This is a genomic window from Sphingomonas sp. P4_G2 (genome assembly GCF_056401155.1).
The window spans coordinates 859,862-886,328 of the sequence record NZ_JBFUJY010000001.1 but is presented as its reverse complement, the minus strand read 5'-3'; the positions used below and the strand labels follow the sequence as shown (position 1 = coordinate 886,328).

Here is a 26,467-nt window from a genome sequence, read left to right as displayed (position 1 = left end):
GGTGACATGAGCACGATTTTCATCGGTGCGGGCGACAAGGGCCGGTGACGGTGCGCATTGCCTCGATTCAGGTTGGACAGATCGCGCCGCTCGGTCCCGACCGCGTGGCGAGCGGGTTCATCAAGAGCGCGGTATCGGGCCCGATCACGGCCGCCGCGCTCGGGCTGGATGGCGATCATCAGGCCGATCTGTCGGTCCATGGCGGCCCCGAGAAGGCGGTCTACGCTTATGCGTCCACGCGCTACCCCGATTGGGCGGTCGCCTTTCCCGATCTCGCGCCGCGCTTCGTCGCCGGCGCGATGGGAGAGAATCTGACCGTCGACGGCATGATCGAGGACGACCTCTGCGTCGGCGACGTTCATGCGATCGGCGGCGCACTGCTCCAGGTCTGCCAGCCGCGCCAACCCTGTTTCAAACTCGCGCTGGCGCTCGGCGAGCCAAGGCTAGGCAGGCATATGGTGAGGACCGGACATTCGGGCTGGTATTATCGCGTCCTGCGCGAAGGATCGATCGCGCCGGGCGACGAGATCGTGCTCGCCGAGCGACCCAATCCCGGCTTCGGGTTTCCGCGGCTGGTGACGATCGTCAATCGCGGCGGCGCGACCGTGCCCGAATTGCAAGACCTAGCGGCGATGCCCGGGCTCGCCAGCAATATCGGCCGCCGCGTACGCGAGGCGCTGGCTGCTGCATGATGCCTCTGCTGATGAATTGGTCTAGCGTGCGATCGAGACTCGAGGACGATAGCGATGAATGACTTCTCCACCGACTGGATTGCCGCCGGCGAGGCAGAACTCGCCGACGTGGTGGCACTGCGACGCGCAATCCATGCCGATCCCGAAATCGGCAACCAATGTCCGCGCACCACTGCGAAGCTGCGCGCCGCGCTCGACGGATTGCCGCTCGAAATCCACGAATCGACCTCGACCACCGGCTTCATCGCGATCCTGCGCGGCGGCGGCGACAATGGCCGCACCGTGTTGTTGCGCGGCGATATGGACGCGCTGCCGATGCCCGAGGAGACCGGGCTCGATTTCGCCAGCCAGGTGCCCAATGCGATGCATGCCTGCGGCCATGACAGCCACTGCTCGATGCTGGTCGGCGCCGCACGTGCCCTTTCCGCGCGCAAGGACAGCCTGCCCGGCACCGTCGTCTTCATGTTCCAGCCGGGCGAGGAAGGCCATCACGGCGCGCGCTTCATGATCGAGGACGGGCTGCTCGATATCGAGCGCCCCGACAGCGCCTTCGCACTCCACATCTATCCCAACGCGCGCGCCGGTGCGATCCAGACGCGCCCGGGTGCCCTGCTCGCCTCGACCGACGCGCTCAATTTCACCATCCGCGGCGCTGGTGGCCATGCCGCCATGCCGCATGATGCGATGGACCCGATTCCAGTCGCGGCCGAGATCGTCACCGCTTTGTCGGTGTTCATCGCGCGCCAGATTCCGGCGACCGACCCCGCCGTACTGTCGATCACCAAGATCGAGGCGGGCAGTGCCTACAACATCATCCCCGACGAAGTGCAGATGATCGGCACGCTGCGTACGCTCAGCCAGAAGACGCGCGAAAAGGCGCGCGAAGGGTTGAAACGCATCGCCGAGAATATCGCCATCGCGCATGGCTGCACCGCCGATGTGCGGATCGACGACGGCTATCCGGTGACGATGTGCGATCCGCGCGCGGTGTCGCTGCTCAAGCAGATTTCCGAGGACCTCGAGCCCGGCCAGTGGCAGCCGATGCCGGCGCCGATCATGGGCGGCGAGGATTTCAGTTATGTCCTGCGCGAAGTGCCCGGCGCGATGGCGTTCATCGGTGTCGCGCCCGAGGGTTCCGAGCCCGCCAAGAACCCGCCGCTCCACAATACCAAGATGACGATCGAGGAATCGGTCATGGCCAAGGGCATCGCGATGCATTGCGCCTATGCCGAACGCTTCCTTGAGAACGGGTTCGATTGACCACGCCGCGCGAATTGAGCGCGGCCGAATTCGCCGCGTGCTTCGACGAGCCGATGCCCGACGTCACCGACGACGAGGATTCCGATCTCGACATCGACATCTGGCCTTATGTCGATTCGCTCGACCCCAAGTCGCTCGGCGTGGAGAGTTTCGACGATGTCGATCGCGTCTATCAGGACGCGCGCGGCCGCTATGACCAGATCATCATCGAGACCGACCGGCCCGACATCTTCCTGGTCGTGGTGGTCGATATCGAGGCGAGATCGATCCATGGCCATCGCCTGCTCGACCTCAACGTCGAATATGGCCTGATCCCCAAGACCGACTGAAGGTCCGTACTGAGCGATGCTCGTTGCCGATCCCGACCTGATCGCCCGCTGGGCGGATGCCTGGGCGATTTCGCGCGGCGCGGCGATGCCGGTGGCGCGCCACGGCGGTCTCTATATCCATGTCGATCAGCCCGACCAGATCGGCCGCTACATCTTCGCGCAGCTCGACGCCGATGCAATCCGTCCGCTTGCCGCGAGCATCGGCCGTTCGTTGCTTTACCTCAAGATCTGCGCGCCGGCCGACGCTGTCCGCCCGCTATTGCCCCATGACTGGGAGATCGCCACGCCCGGCTATATGATGACCGCACCTTTGTCGGTCATGCTCGACCGGGCGCCAGCCTTTCCAGCTGAATTCGAATTACGCATCACATACAGCAACTCCATTACGTTTGCGCATATATTAGGCGCTGCCGGTGAAGAAGCCGCGCGCGGCCGAATCGTAGCGGTCGATGACCTGATCGTGTTCGACCGCATCCGTACCGCCGATCAATATCAGCGCCGCGGCCTGGGCAGCGCGATCATGCGCGCGCTGGCAGCCAAGGCGCGGCAATCGGGTATCAAAGAGGCGATGCTCTGTGCGACGCCGGCTGGTCGCGAGCTCTACACATCGCTCGGCTGGTCGTTGCACAGCGACTACACCACGGCCTCGCTGCCAGCGACGCAGAATCTTCTGTCCTAGACCCGCAATAATGTGCCACGTTCCGGGCAGACAACCGGGGCGATTTCCGTTCAGCGCGGCGACACACAGTCCGACGCACAACGGTCATACCGCGCCGGCACCTTGAACACTAAACCGGGTTTTGCGCATGACCACCGCCACCACCCGCCCGATCGCCGAGCTTACCATTCGCGGCGTGATCCTGGGCGGCATCATCACCATCCTGTTCACAGCGGCCAACGTCTATCTCGGGCTGAAGGTCGGGCTGACCTTCGCCACGTCGATCCCCGCGGCGGTGATCTCGATGGCGATCCTGCGGATGCTGCCGGGCAGCAATATCGTCGAGAACAACATCGTCCAGACGATCGCGTCGGCGGCAGGGACTTTATCGGCGATCATCTTCGTGCTGCCCGGGCTGATCCTGGTCGGCTGGTGGCAAGGCTTTCCCTATTGGACGACGGTCGCGGTGTGTGCGACCGGCGGCATCATGGGGGTGATGTTCTCGGTCCCCTTGCGGCGCGCGCTGGTGACCGGGTCCGACCTGCCCTATCCCGAAGGGGTCGCGGCGGCCGAGGTGCTCAAGGTCGGCACCAGCACCGATGGCGGTGAGGAGAACGCCAAGGGGCTGCGGATCATCGTGATCGCTTCGCTGATTTCGGCGGGGTTCCAGTTGCTCGCGACGCTCAAGGTAGTTGCCGCGGACGCCGCCAAGAACTTTCGCATCGGCCCGAGCGTCAGCGGCGTTTCGACCAGTTTCTCGATGGCGTTGATCGGCGTCGGCCATCTGGTCGGGTTGTCGGTCGGCGCGGCGATGTTCTTCGGCATGCTGATCGCCTGGGTCGGGCTGGTGCCGTGGCTCAGCGCGCATGTTCCCGGCGCGACCGACGCGATCGTCACCGACATCTTCCGCAACAAGGTCCGCTTCGTCGGCGCCGGCACGATCGGCGTCGCGGCGATCTGGACCTTGTTCAAGATCCTGGGCCCGATCATCGGCGGCATCCGCTCGGCAATGGCGGCGGCGAGAGCGCGCGGTCAGGGCGAACTGCTCGAATTGACCGAGCGCGACCTGCCGATCTCGATCGTCGGCGGCACGATCCTGCTGATGCTGCCGCTGATCGCCGTCTTGCTGTGGGAGTTCTCCGCCGGCGGCCCGATCCGCGAACATGCGGTTGCCGTGATCGGCGGCACCGTGATCTACATCGCCCTCGTCGCGGTCGTGATCGCATCGGTGTGCGGCTATATGGCCGGCCTGATCGGCGCGTCGAACAGTCCCGTGTCGGGCGTCGGCATTCTCGCCGCGGTCGGCGCGTCGCTGCTCCTGCTCGCCTTTTTCGGGCACCAGACCGATCCGCACCGTGCCAGCGCGCTGATCGCTTATGCCCTGTTCACCACCGGTATCGTCTTTTCGGTGGCGACGATCTCCAACGACAACCTTCAGGACCTAAAGACCGGGCAGCTGGTCGGCGCGACGCCGTGGAAGCAACAGGTCGCCTTGGTGTTCGGAGTGATCTTCGGCTCATTGGTCATCCCGATCGTGCTCGATCTGCTCAAGAACACGTTCGGCTTCGTCGGCATGCCCGGCGCTGGTCCCAACGCGCTGCAGGCCCCCCAGGCATCGCTGATCGCGGCGCTGGCGCAAGGCATTCTCGGCTCGGGCATCGACTGGTGGCTGATCGGGACGGGCGCATTGATCGGTGTGATCGTGATCGCGATCGACGAGACGCTCGGCAAGATGGGCAAGATGCGCTTGCCGCCGCTCGGCGTCGGCATGGGCATCTACCTGCCGATGGCGCTGACCCTGCTGATCCCGGTCGGCGCGCTGATCGGGCATTTCTACGATCGCTGGGCGCAGCGCACCGCCAATCCCGATTTCGCCGAGCGGATGGGCACGCTGGCGGCGACCGGCCTGATCGTCGGCGAAAGCCTGTGGGGCGTCGGCTTCGCGTTCTTCGTCGCGGCGCGCGGCGGCGAGATCCCGGCCGGGATCATGGGCGTGAGCTATGCCCAATGGGCCGAGCTCGCCGCCTTGCTGGTCTTCTTCGGATCGATCGCCTGGCTCTACAGCCGCACGAAAAACATGGTGCGCTGATCGGCGATTTCCCCACCCGTTAGCGGGAGGGGAAATGGCATCACGTCACACCAGCGTCGCGACCAGCGCCTTGATCGGCACGAAGGCGAACGCGACCGAGCTGTCAGCCACGCCGTACGGCAGGAACAAGCTGTCGCCATGGCGGATCGCGCCGCACGAATAGACGACGTTGGGCACGTACCCCTCGCGGTCCTGATCCTTGGCGGCCAGGATCGGTTCGATAGTGCGCCCGATCACCTTCGACGGATCGTCCTTGTCGAGCAGCACTGCGCCGACCGAATATTTACGCATCGCGCCGACGCCATGGGTCAGCAACAGCCAGCCCTCGTCGAGCTCGATCGGCGGGCCGCAATTGCCGATCTGGACCAGTTCCCACGGATAACGCGGCTCGAGCAGGCGCGCGCCTTCCTCCCAATGCGTCAGCCGATCCGAATCGAGCAGGAAGAGATTCTCGCCATCCTGTCGTCCGATCGCCAGGTACCGACCGCCGACTTTGCGCGGGAACAGAGCTATGCCCTTGTTGCGCGCCGCGGGTCCGGTCATCGGCACCAGGTCGAAGGCGCGGAAGTCGCGGGTGCGCAACAGCTCCGACTGGATCTGCGATCCGTTATAGGCCGTATAGGTGCCGAGCCATTCGACTTCGCCATCGTCGTGGCGGAACTGGACCAGGCGGAGGTCCTCCAGCCCCTTCGATTGCGCGTCGGTGATCGGGAAAATCACCGTGCCCGACAAAGTCGAATCGCGATGACGGTGGACCGTCACCGGTCCGGACGGCACATGCTCCTCGTCACTGCCATGGACGTCCGCCGCCGTCGCGAAGGGCGGTTCGGGGGCGAGCTTGAGCTGATTGTCGGAGGTGATGATGCCTTCGCGGAAGGCGACCGACGAAATGTGCCCCTCACCCACCGAGCGCAGCGACATCAGGATGCGCATCGATCCCTTGGGCATGCCGGTCTGGTCGAAATGCGGCACCGCGCTGGGGTTCATCAGCGCCGCCGCGGCGTAGGAATATTCGTGGCAGAAATAGGCGCCGATCAGCTGGCGCTTCTCGTCACCGATGTCGCGCCCGTCGAGCCCGAGCAAATCCTCGATCTCGTCATAGCGCGTCATGAACACGCGGCGCGTCTGCCAGTGACGCGCCTCGAAATCCTTGAGCACGACCTCAAGTTCGTCGCGCGTTTCCTGCGCCGACATCGCCAGAACCGCCCGGACCAACCGATCGGTCCGGCTGGTCCCGCCGCCAACGGGGGACCAGCCGATATGGAATGGACGAACGACGACTCGCGACGGGTCGGCGTGCAGCCTGAGGCTGTGATGAAATATGTCGAGCAACGGCCATCCCGCTTGCAACCTTGATCCAAGCGGCGCCGCGTGTCGTTGCTACGCGACGGCGCGACCCGTCCCTGCCACGGTTCCGGCTGCCTTTCCAAGTGCGGAAATCGCGCAAGAGGCCAATTGCAGTGCTAAAATCGACTCGGCGCCCTGATTCCGGTTCAAACCGCCCGGCATCAGGCCGTCGAAACAGCCGCCGTCCTGCACCGTCGCCAGCGGCAGGTCGAGGTCGTTCTGCCCCAGATACCAGCGATACGCCCGGTTCGCCTCTTCGACCCAGCGCACGTCGCCGGTCGCCTTGAACGCCGCGGCGCACGCATCGATCGTCGCTTGCGCTTCGAGCGGTTGCTGATCGAACGGCAACGGCCCTTCATAAGGCCGCCCGAAACTCTCGGTGCCGACGGCGCGGAACCGGCCTTCGGGGCTGGTCTGCTGGGCCACGATCCAGTCGAGTGCACGCAAGCCAGTTTCGATCAGGTCCTGGCGCTCGAGTGCCATGCCCGCGCGGATCATCGCTTCGGGCAAGCGAGCGTTGTCGTAGGCAAGAACGATCTCGAACCATTCCCATTCGGGCCGGCGCGTTTCCTGGAGCAGATCGGCCAGATCGGCGGAGAAGCGTTCCAGGATCGTGCGCGACCGCGCATGACCGGGATGCGCGCTCAGCATCGCCGCGGCGCCCAGCATGGCGAACGCCTGCGATCGCGGGCTGCTCAGATCGAACGCGATCCCCGCCGTCTCGTCGAACAGACGCGCCGCCCAATCGCGGTGCTTGGCGAGCGTCGCCCGCTTGGCAGTGACACCCAGCGCCCAGATCGTACGGCCGTTCGAATCTTCCGACCCCGCGTCCTCGCACCAGGTGCGATCGAAGTTCATGAAATTGCGGAAACGCCTTTTGTCGGGGTTCCACGCATATTGAATGAACGCTGCGTAGGTCGTCATCCATTTGTCGCGGCTGTCCTCGTCGAGATCGTCGATCGCGGTCATCAGCATCAGCGCCCGGACGTTGTCGTCGATACAATAGCCGTGGCGAAAGTCCGGCACCGAAAGGACGGCGTGCTGGAACATGCCGGTCGCGTCGCTCATCCGTTCGACGGCGGCGATGCTCGGCTTGAGCGGGGTCAGCGGCTTGGCGCTCCTGATCCGTCGCGGTGCCGCTGCGACGATCGCGTCGATCCCGGCCATGCCGGCCTCGACAAGGCGCGGCCAGATCATCGTACGACCGCGAGCATAAGCGCGCCGCATCAGTTCGGCGCGCTCCGCATCGTCGGCCAGCAGCCGCGAAATCTCGCGTGCAAAGCCCTCGACATCGCCGAAATCGACGATCACGCCATGGCCGTCGGCCAGGATTTCGGTCGCGTGGATATAGGGCGTCGACACCACTGCCTTGCCCACGCCGACCGCATAGGACAGGGTTCCCGACGTGATCTGCGCGGGGTTGGTATAGGGCGTAACGTAGAGGTCGGTCGCCTGGAGATAGTCGAGCAATTCGTCATGCTCGAGAAAGCCGTCGATGAAGCGGACATGGTCGGCGACGCCCTTTTCGGCGGCAAGCGCCTTCAGCCGGTCACGATAGGCCTCGCCTTGCTGCGCGACCAAATTGGGATGCGTGGCGCCCAATACGACGTACAGCGCATCGGGCTTGGCTGCTACCACCTCGGGCATGGCGGAGATCACGCTTTCGATCCCCTTGTTCGGCGCCAGCAGACCGAAGGTCAGCAACACCTTGCGCCCTTCCCAGCCGAAACGCGATTTCATGGTGTCGGGATCGACCAGCGGACGATCAGGCACGCCGTGCGGGATCATCATGATCGTCCGCGGATCGGCGCCATAGACGCGCATCAAAATGTCGCGGCCGATATCGGCCATGACGACGACCCGTGCGGCGCGCTTGAGCAAGCCGTCCATCACCCGACGCTGATCGTCATTAGGGGTTTCCAGGATCGTGTGCAGCGTCACGATCACGGGAATGGTCAGCCGGTCGAGCAACGCGAGCAGATGCTCGCCCGCCGGCCCGCCAAAGATGCCATATTCGTGTTGGATCCAAACCGCCTGAGCACCGCTCGCTTCGATCGCGCGCGCGGCGCTCAGATAGGCCAGGCGATCTTCCTGCGCGATCGAGCCGGTGACTTCCGGCGGATAATCGTACCCTTCTGGGCGGTCGTCCATCGCATAGACGTCGACCTTGATGTCGGGGAAGCGGTCCTGGAGCGCCAGATACGTATCGGTAGTATATGTCGCAATGCCGCATTGCCTCGGCAGGAAATTGCCAATCAGCGCGACGTGTTTGGTACGGGGCAGAAGAGGCGAAGTCGCCATTGTGACCCTTTCACAAGTAATTTCCGGGCATTGTTGCCCGACTCACACCTCCCTGAACGGATTGAAAGGAATATGGTTGCGTTCATGTTGCATTGCAACAAAGGATTCGCGTTGACCTGTGTTAAACCCGGGTAGGTCAGCCCCGTCCACGATACGTCGGCACACCTTGATCGGGCAGCCACAGACCATCCGGTACCGGTCCCGATTGCCAGAACACGTCGATCGGGATCCCGCCGCGCGGATACCAATAGCCGCCGATCCGCAGCCATTGCGGCTTCATCTCGGCGGTCAGCCGTTCGCCGATTCCGACCGTGCAATCCTCATGGAACGCGGCATGGTTGCGGAACGAGCTCAGGAACAGTTTGAGCGACTTCGATTCGACGATGGTTTCCGCCGGCACGTAATCGATCACCAGATGCGCGAAATCGGGCTGGCCGGTCACCGGGCAGAGCGAGGTGAATTCGGGCGCGGTGAAGCGGACCAGATAGGGTCGGCCCTGGCGCGGATTGGGGACGTAATCGAGCACCGCCTCTTCGGGCGATGCGGGCAGGCTGCTCGCCTGGCCAAGATGCTTTGGGTTCATGGCGGAGGATATAGGAGGCTGTGCCCGGCGCGTCACCCCGCGCGCCGCGGACGCCGGCGCGAGGTCCGCGCGATAATGAATTCATCCTTTCCTCCACCTCGACGGCGTCACCGGTCCGCGCTAACATCATCACGCCGTCCCTTTCCTCCCCGGGCGAGTTGGTGTTGATCGACAGTAAGAGGAGACGATGATGGACGCGCTGGTGACCACCGAATGGCTGGCCAACGAATTGGGAGCGAACGACCTTCGCGTGGTCGACGCAACCTATTTCGGTTCGGTGCCGGGCAGCCCGGACGGCGATCCCGCGGCCGCGTTCGAAAAGGCGCATATTCCGGGCGCGGCGTTCTTCGATATCGCGGAGATCGCCGATCTCAACAGCCCGCTGCCGACGATGCTGCCCCCGCCCGAGAAATTCGCCAGCCGCATGCAATCGCTCGGGCTCGGCGACGGCAGCCGCATCGTGCTGTACGACAATTCGCATTACCACACCTCGGCACGCGCCTGGTGGATGTTGCGCGTGTTCGGCGCGCACGACGTCGCGATCCTCGACGGCGGCTTCGCCAAATGGCAGGCGGAGGGGCGCCCGGTCGAAAGCGGCAAACCGCAGCATCGCCACCGCCACTTCACCGTCTGGGCCGATGACAGCCAGGTCCGAACGCTCGATCAGATGAAGGCCAATGTCGACAGCGGCGTGGAACAGGTGCTCGATGCCCGTTCGGGTCCGCGCTTCACCGGCGAGGAACCCGATCCGCGCCCGGCGACCCATGCCGGCCACATCCCGGGCTCGAAGAACCTGCCATACAAACAACTGCTCAACGATGACGGCACGTGGAAGACCGGCGACGCGCTCAAGGCGGAGTTCGAGCGCGCCGGGGTCGACCTGTCGAAGCCGCTGGTCACGACCTGCGGTTCGGGCATCACCGCTGCGGTGTTGCTGTTCGGCGCCCACCTGCTCGGCAATGACGGTGCGCTGTACGACGGCAGTTGGTCCGAATGGGGAGCAGATATGTCGACCCCCAAGGCGATGGGTGCCGCCTAGGATCGGCACTCGATTCTTGTCCGCGCGTGCTTCCCGGCCTAGCACGGGCGGATGGCCGGTAATGAGAACGACAAGCCCCCTACCCGCGTGGTGACCGCAGGGCGGCGCAGGGAATGGACGCAGGGGATCGTCAATCCGCCAGTGTGGCGCGCATCGACGATCCTCTACGATTCGGTCGAGCATCTGCGCGAAACCGGGCGCGGCGACACCCGCCATCGGCTCTATTACGGCCGCCGCGGGACGCCGACGCAATGGGCGCTGGCCGATGCGCTGACCGAACTCGAGCCCGGCGCCGAGGATACCTTCCTCTATTGCTCGGGCGTTGCCGCCGTCACGGCCGCGTTGCTGTCGGTGCTCGATCCGGGCGACGAATTGCTGCTGGTCGATTCGGCTTATGACCCGACGACCAATTTCGCCGCCGGCTTCCTCAAGCGGATGGGCATCACGACGCGGCATTACGATCCGCTGATCGGTGCCGGCATCGCCGAACTGTTCACCGACAAGACCAAGGCGATCCTGCTCGAAAGCCCGGGCAGCCTGACCTTCGAGGTGCAGGATATCCCGGCGATCGTCGTCGCGGCCAAGGCACGGGGCATCGTCACGATCCTCGACAATACCTGGGCGACTCCCTTGCTCTTTCCGGCGATCGAAAAGGGGATCGACCTGACGGTGCTCGCTTGCACCAAATATGTCGTCGGCCATTCCGACGTGATGCTGGGATCGGTGACCGCGGCGCCCGGCTATTTCGCCAAGCTGCGCAATCTGAGCTATCAATTGGGCCAGGTCGCCAGCCCCGACGATTGCTGGCTGGGATCGCGCGGGCTGCGCACCATGGCCGTGCGGTTGAAGCAGCACGAGGCGGGCGCGCTCGAGATCGCACGCTGGCTGGCGCAGCGGCCGGAGGTTGCCACCGTACTCCACCCCGCCTTGCCGAGCTGCCCAGGACACGAATTCTTCATCCGCGACTTCAAGGGATCGTCCGGGTTGTTCGCCTTCGCGCTCAAAGGAGGCACCGAAGCCAGCCGCGCCGCGTTCATCGACGCGCTGCGATTGTTCGGCATCGGCTTCAGCTGGGGTGGCTTCGAAAGCCTGGCGGTCACCGCCGATCCCCGCCGTGCCCTTGGCGTGCCCGATCATGGCGGGGCGCTGGTCCGCCTCCATATCGGGATCGAGGACCCAGCCGACCTGATCGCCGACCTCGATCAGGCGTTCGCGGCGTTCCGCGCGGCGCAGGAATGAACGACGCGATCGCCTGGTTGAGCGCGCAGGGACTGGCGGTCCCGCGCGGCAGCGAGGCGACCGAATTGGCGATCGTCTTCGGTTTGATCGTCGCGGCGCTTGCGCTCGGCGTATTGGCCGGCCGCTGGCTCGGCCCGCCGATCGAGGCGCTGTGGCGACGCCAACTCGGCCATCATGCCGAGGGGATCGGCCCGCGCGTGCCCTCGGTGGTCCGGCATGGCGCCGCGGCACTGCTGCTGTCGATCCTGCAAGCGGCTGGACAATGGCCGCCGCTCGCGGCCGGGCTGATCGGCTTTTTCCTGGGCGCCGCGGTGGCGCGGATGGCGGCGCAAATCCTGCGCGGCCTCAACCTCGCGCGCTGGATGGCGTGGAGCGTCGCGCTCGTCCTGTTCGTCGCGATCTTCAGCCATTCGATCGGCGGGCTTGCACCGGTCAACAATACACTCGATTCGATCGGCTTCGATCTCGGCTCGTGGCGCTTTTCGTTGCTGCGAGTGATCATCGTACTGGTGACCGTGATCTGCCTGCTCGCGGCGATCCGCCTGGTCAACCGGCTGGTCGGTCACGCCATCGTCAGCACCAGCAGCTTTGACCCGACGCAGAAATTGCTCGCGCAAAAGCTGGCCGGGATCGCGACGATCACGCTCGCTTTCTTCATCGGCATCGACTTGCTCGACATCAGCCTGACCAGCCTGACGGTATTCTCCGGCGCGCTCGGCCTGGCTGTGGGGTTCGGCCTCCAGAAAACGGTCGGTAACCTGATCGCCGGGATCATCCTGTTGCTCGATCGCTCGATCAAGCCGGGCGACGTCATCGTCGTCGCCGACAAGGATGTCGGCTGGGTCAACAAGATCGGCGTGCGCGCGGTCAGCATCATCACGCGCGACGGCAAGGAGCATTTGATCCCGAACGAGGATCTGATGACCAAGCCAGTCGAGAACTGGTCCTATACAGACCGTAACGTGCGCGTCCGCATCCCGGTGACGGTCGCCTATGATTGCGATCTGCCGCTCGCGCAGGAACTGATGCTGCGCGCGACGGCGGAAAGTCCGCGCGTGCTCGATATGCCCAAGTCCAACGTCTGGCTGACCAAATTCGGCGAAATCGGCATCGAGCATGATATACTGGTCTGGATCAACGATCCCGAAAGCGGCGTTGGCAGTATCCGCTCCGACGTGCTGAACCGGCTCTGGCTGCTGTTCCGCGACCATGGCATCATCATCCCCTATCCACGCCGCGACGTTCATCTTGTCGGCACAGCTGGGCCCGACTGATCTCCTGAAGTGTTGCATCGGCGCAACATCGTTACGCTCATAGGCGCTATTGAGGTCGAATAGTGTTGTGCACCGCAGCGAAAATCGGCACTCTGCCTGCGTGTACCCGGCTCAACGGCCCGATCGGCATTCGCCGATACAGAGGCTGGACCGGTACCGCAGGCGGGACGAACGCACTTTTCGCTTCGAAAGGAAGATAATGCGCTTGTCTCACATCAGCCTTGGCGCGCTGGCGCTCGCCATTGCGACTCCCGCCTTGGCGGACCCCTTGCCCGCTACGACGCCGGCGCCCGATGCAGCGGCTGCGCCCGCGGCATCCACGTCGGCGGATAACGGCACCCCTGCCGCGGTTGCGACCGTCGACGATCCGGCACCGGCGCCCGCCGCTCCTGCCGCGGGCGATGGCCCGACCGCGCCGCCGCCGGCCTTCACCATCAACGGCTCGGTGACCTTGATCTCGGATTACCGCTTCCGCGGCATTTCGCAGACGAACCTGCAGCCCGCGATCCAGGGATCGCTCACGGTCACCCATTCGTCGGGCTTCTACGCCTCGGTCTGGAGCTCGTCGACATCGGGCTATGTCACCTTCTCGGGCACCGGCAGCCAGGAAATCGACGCGATCGCCGGGTTCAAGAAAACCTATAGCGGCGTCACGTTCGACGCCGGCGTACTCTATTACATCTATCCGCGCTCGCGCCCCGCCGGCGACAACAGCAAGGGCGATTTCTTCGAGCCTTATGCCGATATCGCCTATACCTATGGGCCGGTGACCGGCAAGGTCACGGTCAATTACGCACCCAAGCAAAAAGCGCTGGCACTCGACCAGGGCCAGACCGGCTTGTTCAAGAACAACGACAACGTCTATCTCGCCGGCGACCTGTCGGCGTCGATCCCGAAGACTCCGCTCGGGCTGACGGCGCATCTCGGCCACACCTGGGGTCCGAGTTGGCTGTCGCTGGGCAAGGAATATACCGATTGGGGGTTGGGCGCGACGCTGACCTACAAGCAATTGGTGTTCGGCGTCAGCTATGTCGACACCGATGGCACCTTCACCCTGGCCAATGGCAAGAACGCCGCGCGTAGCGGCGTGGTCGTATCGCTCGGGGCTTCGTTCTGACAGTCGCGACCGGGGGAGCCCTGCTCCCCCGGTTTCGCTGGCGCTGGGTCGGCGGACGATGCCGGCACAGCCGATTTTTGTTGATGTAATATTGTAACGTCGCGCGGTTAGGCCTAGATGGGCGCTCGATGCATTCCGCGATTCGCCTTTCCTGGTTGGCCCGTTTCCCCCAGCTCGATCGCTATGCGATGGGTCTGTCGGGGCTGTGCGCGGTGCATTGCTTCGCCAGCGCGGTGCTCGTGGCGCTCGCCTCGACCGCCGGCGGCATGCTGCTCAACCCCGCTTTCCACGAGATCGGACTGACCGTCGCGATCATCCTGGGCGCGCTGGCGCTGGGGCGTGGCATCTTCGAACATGGCTATATGGCGCCCGCGGTCACCGGATCGCTGGGGCTCGGCATGATGGCCGGCGCGATGCAGCTTCCCCATGGCAATGGCGGCGAGACTTTGTGGACCCTGATCGGGGTCGCGATCCTGGCGCTCGGCCACGATCTCAACCGGCGCGCAGCGCACTAGGCCCTGGGCGACCCGGCCCGCTTGGGCCATTGCTCTATCCCATCACAATCCCTAAATTCCCGGGCATGGGCGCACATCATCATCACGACCATCATGAGGCGTCCGGCGTCGAATTGACCAAGGTCGCGCAGGCGACGCTGGAGAAATCCGGCGAGCAATGGACGACGATGCGCGCGAGCATCTTCGATGCGCTCGCCAAGTTCGACAAGCCGGCCAGCGCCTATGACATCGCCGACGCGGTGTCGAAAACGGAGGGGCGCCGCGTCGCGGCCAACAGCGTCTATCGCATCCTCGATTTGTTCGTCGGTGCCAATCTGGCGCGCCGGGTCGAAAGCTCGAACGCCTATATAGCCAACGCGCATCCCGACTGCCTGCACGATTGCATCTTCCTGGTCTGCGACAGCTGCGGACAGACCACGCATATCGACGACGACAAGATCGCCAACAATGTCCGCCACGCGGCCGAAGCAGCGGGTTTCTCGCCGGTGCGCCCGGTGATCGAGGTGCGGGGTAAGTGTTCGGACTGCGAGGACGCGGGACCCGCAATTTCCTGAAGGAAGATCGATGATCGATGGTCACGGGGACGTTGGCGGTAATTGTGGGATCAATGGCCACATCACGTGCCCAGAACCTGTTGCGACGGCCGGTTCCGCATATGTAGCGACCGCTTCGGCACCGGTTTTGGGTCAGGTGGGCAATGTTGAAATTACGATGCCCGTCAGCAAAAAACTGGCCGAACGATTGAAGAAGTAACGGCCTGACATCTGCTGCCGTCCTCAGGCCAGCACCTTCCCCATCCGCACCCCCGGCACCGGCACGTCGCGATCCGCCATGCTGTCGACGCGCTCGATCGTCTCATAGCCGCATGCGCGATAGAGCGGTTCTCCCGCCAACGTGCCCATCAGTTCGGCCCGCGTGAACCCGGCCGTCCGCGCGGCTGCCTCGTTCGCCGCGAGCACCATCCGGCCGATGCCGCGCCGGGTGAACCCGGGGTCGGTGTACATTGCCCGGATGCGCGCCGCGTCCTTGGCGGGATCTAGCACCGCCGCATCGCGCGCCACCGCCCCGGCATCGCCACCGTATAAAGTCGCGCGATAGCTCCAGCCGCCGCAGCCGACGATGCGGCCGTCGCCATCCTCGACCACGACATAGGTGCCGTCGGCGATCAACTGGGTATCGAGCCCCATACTCAACCGGCTCGCCGCGACCTGCTCGGGCGTCAGGTAGTCGCTTTGCAATTCGCCGATCGCGCGATCCATCAGCGCCGAGATTGCGGGAATGTCGGCCTCTGTCGCGATCCTCGTCTTGAGCGCGTCCGTCATTTACCGTCGAGCATCGATACAGTGGCGGTAGCGGGCGGCTCCTTGGCCATCGACGCGGCCACACGCTCGGCGCCTTCCATCACGCGCAGCACATTGCCTCCGGCCAGCTTGGCGATCATCTCGTCGCTCCAGCCGCGGCGCATCAATTCGGCAAGCAACGCCGGATAGGTGGCGACGCTGTCGAGTCCGTCGGGCAAGCTTTCCACGCCGTCGAAATCCGATCCGATCCCGACATGGTCGATGCCCGCGACCTTGACGACATGATCGATATGATCGGCGACCATCGCCAGCGTCACCGCGGGGCGCGGATGTGCCTTGTCCCATTCCGCCAGCGCCGCCTTCGCGCGATCGGGCTGGCCGATATAGAGCCCGCCATAAGGCGGCGCATTGTAGCTCGCCTTTTCACCGTTGCGCGCCGCTTCCCATTGCCGCCGGGCCTCGGAGACATAGCTCGGGGCATAATTGACCATGATCACGCCGCCATTCTGGGCGAGCAGTTTCAGCACCTTGTCGGACACATCGCGCGGATGGTCGTCGAGCGCGCGCGCCGAGGAATGCGAGAAGATCACCGGGGCCTTGGACACGCGCAGCGCGTCGATCATCGTGTCCTCGCTCACGTGGCTGAGATCGACCAGCATGCCGAGCCGGTTGAGCTCGTGGACCACCGCCTCGCCGAACTTGGTCAGCCCGTCATGCTGGGGATTGTCGGTCGCCGAATCCGCCCATTCGATCGTCTTGACGTGAGTCAGGGTCAGATAGGAAGCGCCGAGCGCGCGATAGGCGCGCAACACCGAGAAGCTGCCGTCGATCTGGCCGCCACCTTCGACCCCCAGCATCGACGCGATCCGGCCCGAGGCGTGGATGCGCCGCACGTCCGCCGCCGTCACCGCGGGGGCGAAGACATTGGGATAGCGCTGGAAAATGCTCTTCATCAGCCCGATCTGATCGAGCGTCTCCTTGACCTGCTCGGGCCCGGACAGATTGGCCGAAACGTAAACCGACCAGAATTGCCCGCCGACATGCCCTGCGCGCAGCCGGGTGATATCGGTATTGTACTTGGCCGGATCGAGCCGCGTCAGATCCATCGTCCAGCGCGCATCGCCCGCTTTGTCGGTCAGCGTCTCCGCCCAGTCGTTATGCCCGTCGATCAACGGCGTCTTGGCCAGGACATTGGCGACGCGGGTTTCGTACGAAGCGGGACCGGCGCTGATCATCAGCGGGGCGGCGAGCAGCAGAGCTAAAGCATGGCGCATGGACCGCGAGCCTAGCCGGGATTGCGGGTAGCTCAAGTCCTACCGGGAGTTATGGGATAGGTCAGGGAGGGAATATCTTTGCGCTCAGCCCTCTCGCTCGTTGAGGGGCCGTCAGACATTTGCCCCTCTCCCGCCTGTGGGAGAGGGAGGGCCCCACCGCCGAAGGCGGTGGGAAGGTGAGGGTCTTCTTTCTTCTTCTTGAACTCCTCCGCTTGGAAGAAGAAAGAAGACCCTCACCCAACCTGCACCGGGTGAACAGCGCCCCGCGCTGTTCAGGTCATGCCGGGGGCATGACCGACCCGGTGCACCCGCGAGCGGGAGAGGGCTACATCGGTTTGTGGTCGGTATCGCCCAACCAATGGGGTTTTACGCCGCCACTGGCTCCTCCACCGGCAAAACCTCATCGGGCTGCGGCGTCATCGTGCGGCACACCACCTCGAACGCCCCGTCCTCGATCCTGATCTCGTTGAACGACGGCGGAGTCGAGCGCGTGCGTTCGGACAGGGTGCCGGCGCCGATCATCCGCACCACAGCGTCGCCGTCGCGATGTTCGACGTCGAACGCGTCGTGGACATGCCCCGTCAGCACCGCGTGCGCCCCCGCCCTGACCAGTGCCTCCAAAGCCTCGGCGCCACGATGCGTCTGCTTCGACAGGCGCTTGTGCGGCTCGATCAGCGGATGATGGCACGCGATGAAGACCAGTTTGTCCTTGGGTACAGCGTCCACCAACGCCAGCGCCTGCTCGAGCGCATGCCGGCTGACACGACCCGACGCCCAGTTGAGCCGGAATTGCGCGCGTGCGGTGGTCTTGAGCGGCACGATCGCGATGCCCGGCAGTTCGACCGGCTTTTCGATCATGCGCTCGATCTCGCGAATCCGGCGATAAGGCGTGAATATCCGGGCCAGCAGGTTGAAATAGGGCAGGTCGTGGTTGCCGACCTCGACAGTGACGGGCCGGTCGAGCGATCGCAGCCACGCCAGGCCCGCATCGAATTCGCGACGCCGTGCGCGCATCGTCAAGTCGCCGGTCATCACTACCGCGTCGGGCTTTTCGGCCGCGACCAGCGCGTCGAACCAGGCGATCGCTGCTTTGTCCTCGCGTCCGAAATGGACGTCGCTGACATGGAACAGTCGGATCATGCGTGCTCTTTCACGGTGGTGATGAACTGTTGCCTGCTACGCCCGACCGTGATGGTCGTTCCCGGATCGAGCATCTGCGGCTCGCCGTCGAACAAGGCTAGTACCGGGCGGCGCTCGGCGATGCGCACTTGCTGGGCGCGAATTTCGGTCACCGACTGGGCCGCGAGCCAATCTCCGGTCACCCAATTCCAGCCGAGATCGGCGATCGCGCCGGCATCGCGCGCATTGACCGCGGCGATTTGCAGATGATCATCTTGCGCCCGGATATAGGCGCCCTGGACGCGGGGCGGGAAGCCAGGTGCGCCGGTCAAATGCACGCCATGCCCGAACGTCCGCCGCCAGGCCTTGCGGATCGCCGGCCAAATCTGGCCCAGGCTGCCCTCGCGCACATGTTCGCGGGCGCGATACCAGCTTGCCGCCGGCCCGACGATCATCCCGACCAGCGCGCGATGCTTTCCCGCCTCGACATAAGCGAGCGCGACGCGCTGTTCCTGCTCGTGCGCCGCTTCCAGGATCGCCGCCGGATCGGCGTTGCCGTGCAATACCTTGGCGAGCATGTTCATCGTGCCGCCGGGCAGGATCAGGATGCCGCCATCCCAAGCCGCCAGCGCGCACGACGCCGCGTTGATCGTCCCGTCTCCGGCGAACAGGACCACGGTGTCCGCCCCGACATGATCGAGATCTGCGGCCGTCGGCATCGCCTGATCGGGGAAATCGGTGCGCCCGACGAAGCTCAGCCCGCGTTCGGTGCAGGCCGCTTCGATCGCCTCGGCCTTTTTTGCGTCTGATGAGCCAGAATGCGGATTGGTGATAAACCAGAGTTGTTCCATGCCCGACGCACAACGCCCCGGCGGCGCGAAGTTTCAGTCGGGTAAATCCATCGTTACCCGCAAGCCGTTGGCATCGCTCGCCGTGGTCAATGTGCCGCCCGCCTGCTTGGCAAACGCTTCGATCAATTTCTGGCCGAGCCCGCCATCCTTGCTCTTGGCGCGCGACCCGGACGGAAGCCCGACGCCGTCATCGGCCACGGTCAGCCGCCATCCGCCCGCGGGCAGATGTTTCCAAGCTACGCTGATCGTTCCTGTCTCCCGGTCCTGAAAAGCATGTTTGGCGGCGTTGGTGACGAGCTCGTTGACGACCAGGCCAATCGATACCGCATGGTCGCGCGGGATATGGGCGGCGTCGGCATCGCAGGTCAGCGTGATGCCGCCGCGCAACAGCAAGGCGTCCGACAGCGCGTCGCACAAGTCCTTCAGATATTCGCTGACATTCACCTCGCTCGCCTGACCGTCGCGATAAAGATGGCGATGCGCGCGCGCGATGCTGTCGACGCGCATCAACGCCGATGCCAGGGCTTCACTGGCGGCCGGATCCCTGACGCGACGGCGCTGGATGTCGAGGATGCTGGCGACGATCTGGAAATTGTTCTTCACGCGATGCTCGAATTCGCTGAGCATCAGGTCGCGGTCGGCGATTTCGCGATCGCGCTCGGCCGTCGCGCGATGCACCGCCCGGCGAAAGGTCTCGGCCAGCGATACGGTCAGTCCGGCGGAAATGACGATAGCGAACAAAGTCCAATAAGGGCCGCTTTGGGAGGTCGCCGGCGCCGGCAGATAGATAAAGAAAAACGCATAGCTGACGGAAATGACGGCGGTCAGCAGCCCCGACTGCCACCGAGCGAACAGCGTGGCGAGCATGATCGCGGGGAAGACCAGCGCGAACACTGCCGCACCGGGTGCCAGGACATTGATCCCGAGGCGAATCAGACCCGCCGCGCCGACGCACAACAACGCTACGCCGCACTGGGTCGCCCAGCGCGGTACCGCCGGGTACAACCGGTCGGGCAGATCGAGTTCGCCAATCCTGGCCATATATGGACTGGGCATCGTTACGCCCCTCGAAGTCAAGCCGATGCGGCCAGATAATGATCCTTATCGGTTTAGAAAGGCAGCTTCTTGCCCGATCGTCCAGCCAAATCAGTGATGTAGTGCCAAGCCACGCGCCCCGACCGACCGCCGCGACGGGTCGACCAACCGACCGCTTCGTCGGGATCGAACGACAAGCCGAACCGGTCGGCATAGGCACGGACGATCGCCAAATAACCCGCCTGGTCGACGACATGGAATCCAAGGCTAAGCCCGAATCGGTCGGCAAGCGCGAGATGATCGTCGACGCTGTCGCGCGGATTGATCGCGCTTTCCTGTTCGGCGATGTCGCGCGGTACCAGATGGCGGCGATTGGCGGTTACTACCAACCGCGCATTGGCTGGCCGCGCCTCCGCTCCGCCCTGGAGCAGCGAACGCAGCGCACGGGCATCCCCGCCGGCGTCGAAGCCGAGATCGTCGAGGAACAGCACGAACGCGCGCGGCAGGCCGTCGATCCGGTCGAACAGCGCCCGTAGGCCGTCCATCGCCCCGACCTCGATCAAGGCGAGCTTGCGACCCTCGGCCTGGACCGCCGACACCGCGCTTTTGACCAACGCCGACTTGCCGGTTCCGCGTGCCCCCCACAACAATACGTCCTGCGCGGCGAAGCCGTCCGCCAGCCGGCCGAAATCCTCGACCAGAGCGGCTTTTTGTGCATCGATCCCCAAGAGGAGGTCGAGCGGCAGCGGATCGAACTTGCGCGCGGCGGCCAGGCGCCCGTCGCGCCAGATATAGGCCGGATGCGCGAGCGGATCGGCATCGGCCGGGACGGCCGGCGCAATGCGTTCGAGCGCGGCGGCGATACGGTCGAGCGGGTCGGTCATGACGGCCGCGTTACACGGCTTGGCGCGTTCAGCCCAGCGTCTTGAGCAATGCCTGGGCCGGCGCGCGATCGGTGAAGCCGGGATCGGCGAGCAACGCCGCGATGGCAGCCTTCGCTTGGGCATTGCGGCCGCTATCGGCATAGACTTGGGCCAAATGCCAGCGAATGCCGCTCTGCTTGGGGGCGAGCGACGCAGCTTTCTCGAACAGGTCGATCGCCTTGGCATTCTCGCCTGCCGCATATAGCGCCCAGCCATAAGCATCGGTCGCCGCCGGGCTCATCGGCGCGATGTCGTAAGCCGCCGCGCCATAGGAGACGGCATCGTCAACATTGTCCGCCCCGACATTGGCGTAGGCGAGTTCGGACAGCAGGCCTGAATCGCGCGAGCCGACGCGGGCGCGCAAATCCTCCAGCGTCTCGACTGCCCCGTCCCAGTCGCCCGATGCGATTTGCCAATGCGCGGCAAGGCGCAAAGCAGGCACGCTTTCGGGATGTTGGGTCAGGAACAGCGCCAGCACGCCGGTCGCCTCGGGCCGACGCCCCGCCTGATCGAGCGCATCGACCGTTCGCAACATGGTCGGCTCGTCGAACTTGATATCGGCGGCCTTGCGATAGGCATCGGCCGCCTCGCCATATCGGCCCATCGTCATCAACGTGTCGCCGACCAGCAGATGCGCCGCCGGCGCGCCCGGCGTCGCTGCCTGTAGCGCGCGCGCCCGCGCCAAGGCGGTATCGCCCTGCCCGGCATCGATCAGCCCGCGGACCACGGTGACCGCGAGCACCGGGTTGGTCGGATCCTTGTCGGCCGCGCCGGTCAGCACCGCGAGGCTGTCGTCGGTGCCGAACGGCGTCGCCCCGGCGCGCACCGGCCAGGCCGAGCGGTCGAGGAATTTGGCGGCCCAGTCGCGCTCACCGGTCGCCTCGAACGCGCGCCCGACCAGGCCCAATGTATAGCTGTCGGCATCGCCGCGCATCGCCACCGGGCGCAGCACGTCGAGTGCGCCCTTGGCATCCCCCGACCGCAGCAGCGCCGCGCCGAGCAGACGGCGCGCGGTGATATTCATCGGCTGTCGCCCAACCAGCTCGCGCCACGCCCCGATTGCCTGTTCATAGGCGCCGGCCTGGTAAGCGAGCGTGCCGTTAAGCAGCAACGCGCCAGGCAGATCGTCGATTCGTCCGCCGGTCCGCTCCATCATGCTGCGCGCGAGATCGTAATTCTCCGCGCGCGCTGCGAGCACCGCCTGGAGATAGAAGGCCTGCGGGCTCGCCGGCCGCGCGGCCAGCGCGCGCCGCGTGGCGCCGAGCATATCGGTGTAACGGCCGAGATCGCCCAAGGTCGCGGCATATTCGATCAGCGCCGGATGGTAATAAGCATCGCGCTGCAGCGCCGCCTCGAACCACGGCAAGGCGGCGTTCAGGCCATATTGCTCGCGCACTAATTCGCCGCGCAAGGTCAACGCCTCGAGATTGTTGGGGTCGAGCTCGACCGCTTTTTGCGCGTTACCCGACGCGCCGGCGATGTCACCCGCGCTATAGCGGATGCGCGCGAGATCGGACCAGGCGTAGGAATTGCCGGGATTGCCGTCGAGCAATTCGCCGAGCAGCGCCTGCGCCTCGGCCGCTTTGCCCTGCGCCGCCAGCGCGCGCGCGGTGACGCGCGTGGCATAGGCGCCGAACCTGGGATCCGCCTTGGCCGCCTCGGCCAACGCGCGCTTGGCGTCGCCCTGCAACAGCCAAGCTTCGGCCAGCAATTGATGCCCGCGGCTCATGTCGAACCCTGCTGCTGCGGCGCGACCGAGTTCGGATTCGGCGCCTACGCCATCGCCCAGCGCAAGGAAGGTCTTCGCCAACACCGCATGCGCGGCGCCCCATTGCGGATCTTGCTTGACCGCCGCCTGGGCATGCGCCCGCGCGGCGTTGAAATTGCCGTCCTGGAGCAGCGCCAGACTATACCCCAATTCGGTGCGCGCGCCGGTCGCGTCGGCCTGCGCCGGTGCGGTCAACGTCGCCGTGACACCGATGATAGCGGCGATCGCGGTCGCGCCGATCAGCGCGCTTTTGACGATGGTCTTCATGGTCCCGGTCCTAGGCATGGAGGTCGTAATTCTTGAGCAAATCGTAGAGCGTCGGACGGCTGATCCCGAGCAGCTTGGCGGTGTTCGAGATATTGCCCTCGGCGCGTGCCAGCGCGTGGCGGATCGCCTTGCGGTCGGCGCTCTCGCGCACCGCCTTCAGGTTGATCGGATCGGGTGTGTCGCGCTCTGCAAGATCAAGATCGATCGCGGTCACGCTTTTGCCGTCGGCCATGATCACCGCGCGCTTCATGCGGTTTTCGAGTTCGCGCACATTGCCCGGCCAGCCCCAGGCATCGATCGCACTCAGCGCATCGGGCGACAGGCCGGTGACCGGCCGGTTCATGGTCTTGGCGTAATGGTGCAGGAAATGCTTGGCGAGCAGCACGGGATCGCCGGTGCGCTCGGCCAGACTGGGGATGCGCACGACGATCTCGGCCAGGCGATAATAGAGATCTTCGCGGAACGTCCCGCCGGCAACCATCGCATCGACGTCCTGGTGCGTCGCGCAGACGATCCTGGTGTCGACCGCAATCGGTTTGCGTCCGCCGACCCGCTCGATCACCCGTTCCTGCAGGAAGCGCAGCAACTTGACCTGGAGCGGCAGCGGCACGTCGCCGATTTCGTCGAGGAACAAGGTCCCACCATCGGCGAGTTCGATCTTGCCTTCGGTCGTCTTGACCGCGCCGGTGAACGCGCCCTTTTCGTGGCCGAACAATTCGCTCTCGAGCAACGTCTCGGGGATCGCCGCACAATTGATCGCGACGAACTGGCCCCTGCGCCCCGATTTCTCGTGCAGGCCGCGCGCCAGCACTTCCTTGCCGGTACCGCTCGCCCCGAGCAGCATCACTGACACGTCGGCATTGGCGACGCGCTCGATCATGCTGGTGACCTTGAGCATTTCGGGCGCGGCGGTGATCAGCCCGCCCAACGCCTCGCGTGACGTGGTGGCGAGACGCCGATTCTCTTCCTCGAGCGCGTGGACATGGAAGGCGCGCGCGACGATCAGGCCCAATGCGTCGATGTCGATCGGTTTCTGATAGAAATCCCACGCGCCCTCGGCGATCGCACGCAACGCGCTTTCGCGCGCGCCGTGACCGGAAGCGACGATGACCTTTGTATCGGGCTTCAACCGCAGGATCTCGGCAAGCGTCGCGAACCCTTCGCTAACCCCGTCAGGATCGGGCGGCAGGCCCAGATCGAGCGTCACCACCGCCGGTTCTTCGGCACGCACCGCGTCGATCGCCTCGCGGCGGTCGCCCGCCACGATCACTTCGTAATCGTCATAGGCCCAACGCAACTGGCGCTGCAGCCCGGCATCATCCTCGACGATCAGCAATTTCGGTCGTGGGCCTGTGTTCATGCCGCCCGCTCCATCTTGACTGGCGCGAGCGCCTCTCGAAGCGCGATGGTGAAGCGCGTGCCCTCGCCTTCGCGGCTGACCACGTCGAGCTTGCCGCCCATCGCCTGAATAACCTGGCGCGCCTCGAACGCGCCGATCCCGAACCCGCCACTCTTGGTCGAGGTGAACGGCCGGAACAGCCGGTCGCGGATGAAGCTCGCGCTCATCCCCGGACCGGAATCGATCACCTCGATCGTCGCACGCCCGACCACCACGCCAACCGGTTCACCCGGCGCGCTTGCCTCGATCGCGTTCTGGATCAGATGCCCCAGCGCCTGTTCGAGCCGCGCAGGATCGGCGACCGCGACGGCATCGCGCTTGCCCGTGACCGCGATCGGATGGCTGCCGCCGCGCCGCCGCATGACGCGCTCGACGATCGGCATCAGCTCGACCGCCACCGGGTCCTCGACCCGCGCCGAATTGTGCTGCGACAGACGTGCCAACAGGTCGTTCATCCGCCCGACCGAATCCTTCAACGTGGCGATCATGTCGGCGCGGAAATCGGGATTATCGGCATGGCGTTCGGCGTTGCGCGCGACCAGGGTCAACTGGCTCACCAGATTCTTCACGTCGTGCATGATGAAGGCGAAACGGCGATTGAACTCGTCGAAGCGGCGAGCGTCGGCCAGCGCTTCGTGCGCGCGCGCCTCGGCCAGATAGCTTGCGACTTGGCGCCCGGCGATGCGCAACAGGTCGAAATCCTCCCAGTCGAGCGAGCGGTCGATCGGCGGCCGCGCCAGCAGGATCGCGCCGATCAGCTGGTTGAGGTGGACCAGCGGCACGATCGCCCAGGCGCTCGGCTCGTCGAGCATCCATTGCGGCACCGCAGCGAGCTCGTCTGGCGGCGCCTCACCCGCGCGCACCGCGTCGAGTTCGATGATCCGGCTGTTCCCGGCCATCGCCTGCGCGAGCGTCTCGCCGGCGATGGCGACGGGCACGGCACCGAGCCAGTTCCATGTCGCGCCCAGACCGAACATCCCGTCGTCCGCCACCAGCAGCAGTCCCGCGGCGGAATCGGTGACGTCGGCGACCGCCTTGACGATCCGTTCCTCGAGCGGCGCCGCACCCTCACCGGGGGCGCCCAGCGTATCGGTGAAACGCGACCATTCGGCGCGATAATCATAGCGATGGTTGAACAGATGCTTGGCGACCATCACCCGCAGCCAGGCCTTGATCGTCGGCGACGACAGCAAGGTCAGCAAGGCGGCGGCCGAGCCGAACACGAAGGCGGTCTGCGCCAGCCGCGCATAGCTGCCGCCGAAATTGTCGATCGCGCTGATCGCCAGCACCGTGACGACGGCATAGGCCATCAGCGCGACCAGCGAGAGCGACTGCCACGTCACCGTTCGCGACAATTTGAGCGTCCAGTCGCCGTTACGATGGACCGCGATCGCCAGCAGAGGCACGATTGCGATCATGACCAGACCGCGTGCGGCGATCAATTCCTGCGAACCGTCGCCGCTGAGATAGGCCGTCGTGTACATTACGAGATCGGTCGTCCACATAATCGCGAGCGCCGCCACCGCGAGCCGGATACCACCACGGGCTCCGGGTGCTGCGACCGAATAGAGATGGTGCACCAGCACCAGCGCGCCGAGCGCGACCATCATCCGCAACAGGATGCGCACCGCCGCGAAGCCCTTGACCAGGTCGGCGGGCACCGACGCCTGGATCACACTCAGCACGATTCCGGCGAGCGCGACCAGCACGACCACGCCATAGATCATCGTCACCGCGCGATCGCGGCCTGCAGAATCGTCGCGCCGCAGCAAGGCCATCATGAAGGCGAGCCAGGCGATGTTGCGCAGGCTTTCCGCCACGCGCGCCGTCAGATCGGGGTTGCCGATCCCCGCGACCGCCAGCGCCCACAATGCGGTGATACCCAATGCCGCAACGAACGCGGTGCGCGGCACGCTGACCGCGCCGTCGCGCAATTGCGACAGCGCCAGCACCGCGAACAGCAAGGCGGCGAGCGCGTGGCCCCAAAGGATGACTGTCCCCGCCATTATTTGGGACCCAGCTTCGCTGTGTCCGCGCCGCACCGGCCCGCTCCCCCACCCGGCCTCCCATAGAGTACCGTAGATGGG

The 26,467-nt window shown here is 65.2% G+C and carries 24 protein-coding genes; 12 read left to right on the top strand and 12 right to left on the bottom strand.

The features are described from left to right. Nucleotides 1-50 precede the first annotated feature (50 nt). The 5 genes from AC1DRD_RS04045 to AC1DRD_RS04025 all read left to right on the top strand — a co-directional run bounded on the left by AC1DRD_RS04045 (nt 51) and on the right by AC1DRD_RS04025 (nt 5,028). A complete protein-coding gene (locus AC1DRD_RS04045) occupies nt 51-692 on the top strand; it encodes an MOSC domain-containing protein (RefSeq protein ID WP_478040393.1) in 642 nt (213 codons plus the stop codon). A gap of 54 nt (nt 693-746) precedes the next feature. Then, nucleotides 747-1,952: a M20 metallopeptidase family protein gene (locus tag AC1DRD_RS04040; protein WP_066808366.1), complete on the top strand. Its 1,206-nt coding sequence runs from the start codon at nt 747-749 to the stop codon at nt 1,950-1,952. Then, nucleotides 1,949-2,281 carry a hypothetical protein gene (locus AC1DRD_RS04035; protein WP_478040392.1) on the top strand — a complete coding sequence of 111 codons (333 nt, stop codon included), beginning with the start codon at nt 1,949-1,951 and terminating at the stop codon, nt 2,279-2,281. Before AC1DRD_RS04040 ends, AC1DRD_RS04035 begins: the two co-directional genes overlap by 4 nt. Before the next feature lie 16 nt (nt 2,282-2,297). Further along, complete coding sequence (locus AC1DRD_RS04030) at nt 2,298-2,960, top strand: GNAT family N-acetyltransferase (RefSeq protein ID WP_478040391.1); 663 nt, start codon at nt 2,298-2,300, stop codon at nt 2,958-2,960. Nucleotides 2,961-3,087: 127 nt separating this feature from the next. Then, entirely contained in the window at nt 3,088-5,028 is a 1,941-nt protein-coding gene (locus AC1DRD_RS04025; RefSeq protein WP_478028298.1) for an OPT family oligopeptide transporter, read from the top strand. Between the two features lie 45 nt (nt 5,029-5,073). Here AC1DRD_RS04025 and AC1DRD_RS04020 read toward each other — a convergent pair whose 3' ends face one another. The 3 genes from AC1DRD_RS04020 to queF form a co-directional block, all read right to left on the bottom strand. Beyond that, nucleotides 5,074-6,360 (bottom strand): glycoside hydrolase family 130 protein, encoded by a 1,287-nt coding sequence (locus tag AC1DRD_RS04020; RefSeq protein ID WP_478028296.1) that lies wholly within the window; start codon nt 6,358-6,360, stop codon nt 5,074-5,076. A 48-nt stretch (nt 6,361-6,408) separates the two neighbouring features. Beyond that, entirely contained in the window at nt 6,409-8,676 is a 2,268-nt protein-coding gene (locus AC1DRD_RS04015; RefSeq protein WP_478040390.1) for a glycosyltransferase family 4 protein, read from the bottom strand. Nucleotides 8,677-8,812: 136 nt separating this feature from the next. After that, entirely contained in the window at nt 8,813-9,259 is a 447-nt protein-coding gene (gene queF, locus AC1DRD_RS04010; RefSeq protein ID WP_478028292.1) for a preQ(1) synthase, read from the bottom strand. Between the two features lie 190 nt (nt 9,260-9,449). Between queF and sseA the strand changes: the two genes are divergently transcribed. The 7 genes from sseA to AC1DRD_RS03975 all read left to right on the top strand — a co-directional run bounded on the left by sseA (nt 9,450) and on the right by AC1DRD_RS03975 (nt 15,196). After that, nucleotides 9,450-10,298 (top strand): 3-mercaptopyruvate sulfurtransferase, encoded by an 849-nt coding sequence (gene sseA, locus AC1DRD_RS04005; protein ID WP_478040611.1) that lies wholly within the window; start codon nt 9,450-9,452, stop codon nt 10,296-10,298. 51 nt (nt 10,299-10,349) lie between these two features. Beyond that, entirely contained in the window at nt 10,350-11,537 is a 1,188-nt protein-coding gene (gene metC, locus AC1DRD_RS04000; RefSeq protein ID WP_478040389.1) for a cystathionine beta-lyase, read from the top strand. Next, complete coding sequence (locus AC1DRD_RS03995; RefSeq protein WP_478040388.1) at nt 11,534-12,811, top strand: mechanosensitive ion channel family protein; 1,278 nt, start codon at nt 11,534-11,536, stop codon at nt 12,809-12,811. The genes metC and AC1DRD_RS03995 overlap by 4 nt, the downstream gene beginning before the upstream one ends. 199 nt (nt 12,812-13,010) lie before the next feature. Further along, nucleotides 13,011-13,928, top strand: coding sequence for a TorF family putative porin (locus tag AC1DRD_RS03990; RefSeq protein WP_478040387.1), 918 nt, complete (start codon nt 13,011-13,013; stop codon nt 13,926-13,928). A 128-nt stretch (nt 13,929-14,056) separates the two neighbouring features. Further along, nucleotides 14,057-14,443 carry a MerC domain-containing protein gene (locus AC1DRD_RS03985; protein ID WP_478028287.1) on the top strand — a complete coding sequence of 129 codons (387 nt, stop codon included), beginning with the start codon at nt 14,057-14,059 and terminating at the stop codon, nt 14,441-14,443. 65 nt (nt 14,444-14,508) lie between these two features. Continuing rightward, nucleotides 14,509-14,997, top strand: coding sequence for a Fur family transcriptional regulator (locus AC1DRD_RS03980; protein WP_478028286.1), 489 nt, complete (start codon nt 14,509-14,511; stop codon nt 14,995-14,997). Between the two features lie 10 nt (nt 14,998-15,007). Beyond that, entirely contained in the window at nt 15,008-15,196 is a 189-nt protein-coding gene (locus tag AC1DRD_RS03975; RefSeq protein WP_478040386.1) for a hypothetical protein, read from the top strand. 23 nt (nt 15,197-15,219) lie between these two features. Here AC1DRD_RS03975 and AC1DRD_RS03970 read toward each other — a convergent pair whose 3' ends face one another. The 9 genes from AC1DRD_RS03970 to prsK all read right to left on the bottom strand — a co-directional run bounded on the left by AC1DRD_RS03970 (nt 15,220) and on the right by prsK (nt 26,386). Next, nucleotides 15,220-15,765, bottom strand: coding sequence for a GNAT family N-acetyltransferase (locus AC1DRD_RS03970; protein ID WP_478028282.1), 546 nt, complete (start codon nt 15,763-15,765; stop codon nt 15,220-15,222). Then, nucleotides 15,762-17,018 carry a dipeptidase gene (locus AC1DRD_RS03965; RefSeq protein WP_478040385.1) on the bottom strand — a complete coding sequence of 419 codons (1,257 nt, stop codon included), beginning with the start codon at nt 17,016-17,018 and terminating at the stop codon, nt 15,762-15,764. Before AC1DRD_RS03965 ends, AC1DRD_RS03970 begins: the two co-directional genes overlap by 4 nt. A gap of 366 nt (nt 17,019-17,384) precedes the next feature. After that, nucleotides 17,385-18,158, bottom strand: coding sequence for a metallophosphoesterase family protein (locus AC1DRD_RS03960; protein ID WP_478040384.1), 774 nt, complete (start codon nt 18,156-18,158; stop codon nt 17,385-17,387). Further along, nucleotides 18,155-18,988: a diacylglycerol/lipid kinase family protein gene (locus AC1DRD_RS03955; protein WP_478040383.1), complete on the bottom strand. Its 834-nt coding sequence runs from the start codon at nt 18,986-18,988 to the stop codon at nt 18,155-18,157. Before AC1DRD_RS03955 ends, AC1DRD_RS03960 begins: the two co-directional genes overlap by 4 nt. Before the next feature lie 33 nt (nt 18,989-19,021). Further along, nucleotides 19,022-20,044, bottom strand: coding sequence for a sensor histidine kinase (locus tag AC1DRD_RS03950; RefSeq protein ID WP_478040382.1), 1,023 nt, complete (start codon nt 20,042-20,044; stop codon nt 19,022-19,024). 53 nt (nt 20,045-20,097) lie between these two features. After that, nucleotides 20,098-20,907: a DUF815 domain-containing protein gene (locus AC1DRD_RS03945; RefSeq protein ID WP_478040381.1), complete on the bottom strand. Its 810-nt coding sequence runs from the start codon at nt 20,905-20,907 to the stop codon at nt 20,098-20,100. A gap of 28 nt (nt 20,908-20,935) precedes the next feature. Next, nucleotides 20,936-22,981 carry a tetratricopeptide repeat protein gene (locus AC1DRD_RS03940; protein WP_478040380.1) on the bottom strand — a complete coding sequence of 682 codons (2,046 nt, stop codon included), beginning with the start codon at nt 22,979-22,981 and terminating at the stop codon, nt 20,936-20,938. 10 nt (nt 22,982-22,991) lie between these two features. Continuing rightward, on the bottom strand, nt 22,992-24,341 hold the full coding sequence (gene prsR, locus AC1DRD_RS03935; RefSeq protein ID WP_478040379.1) for a PEP-CTERM-box response regulator transcription factor: 1,350 nt from the start codon (nt 24,339-24,341) through the stop codon (nt 22,992-22,994). Next, the gene (prsK, locus tag AC1DRD_RS03930) at nt 24,338-26,386 is read right to left on the bottom strand and encodes an XrtA/PEP-CTERM system histidine kinase PrsK (protein WP_478028268.1); all 2,049 of its coding nucleotides are present in this window, start codon (nt 26,384-26,386) and stop codon (nt 24,338-24,340) included. The genes prsR and prsK overlap by 4 nt, the downstream gene beginning before the upstream one ends. Nucleotides 26,387-26,467: the final 81 nt, after the last annotated feature.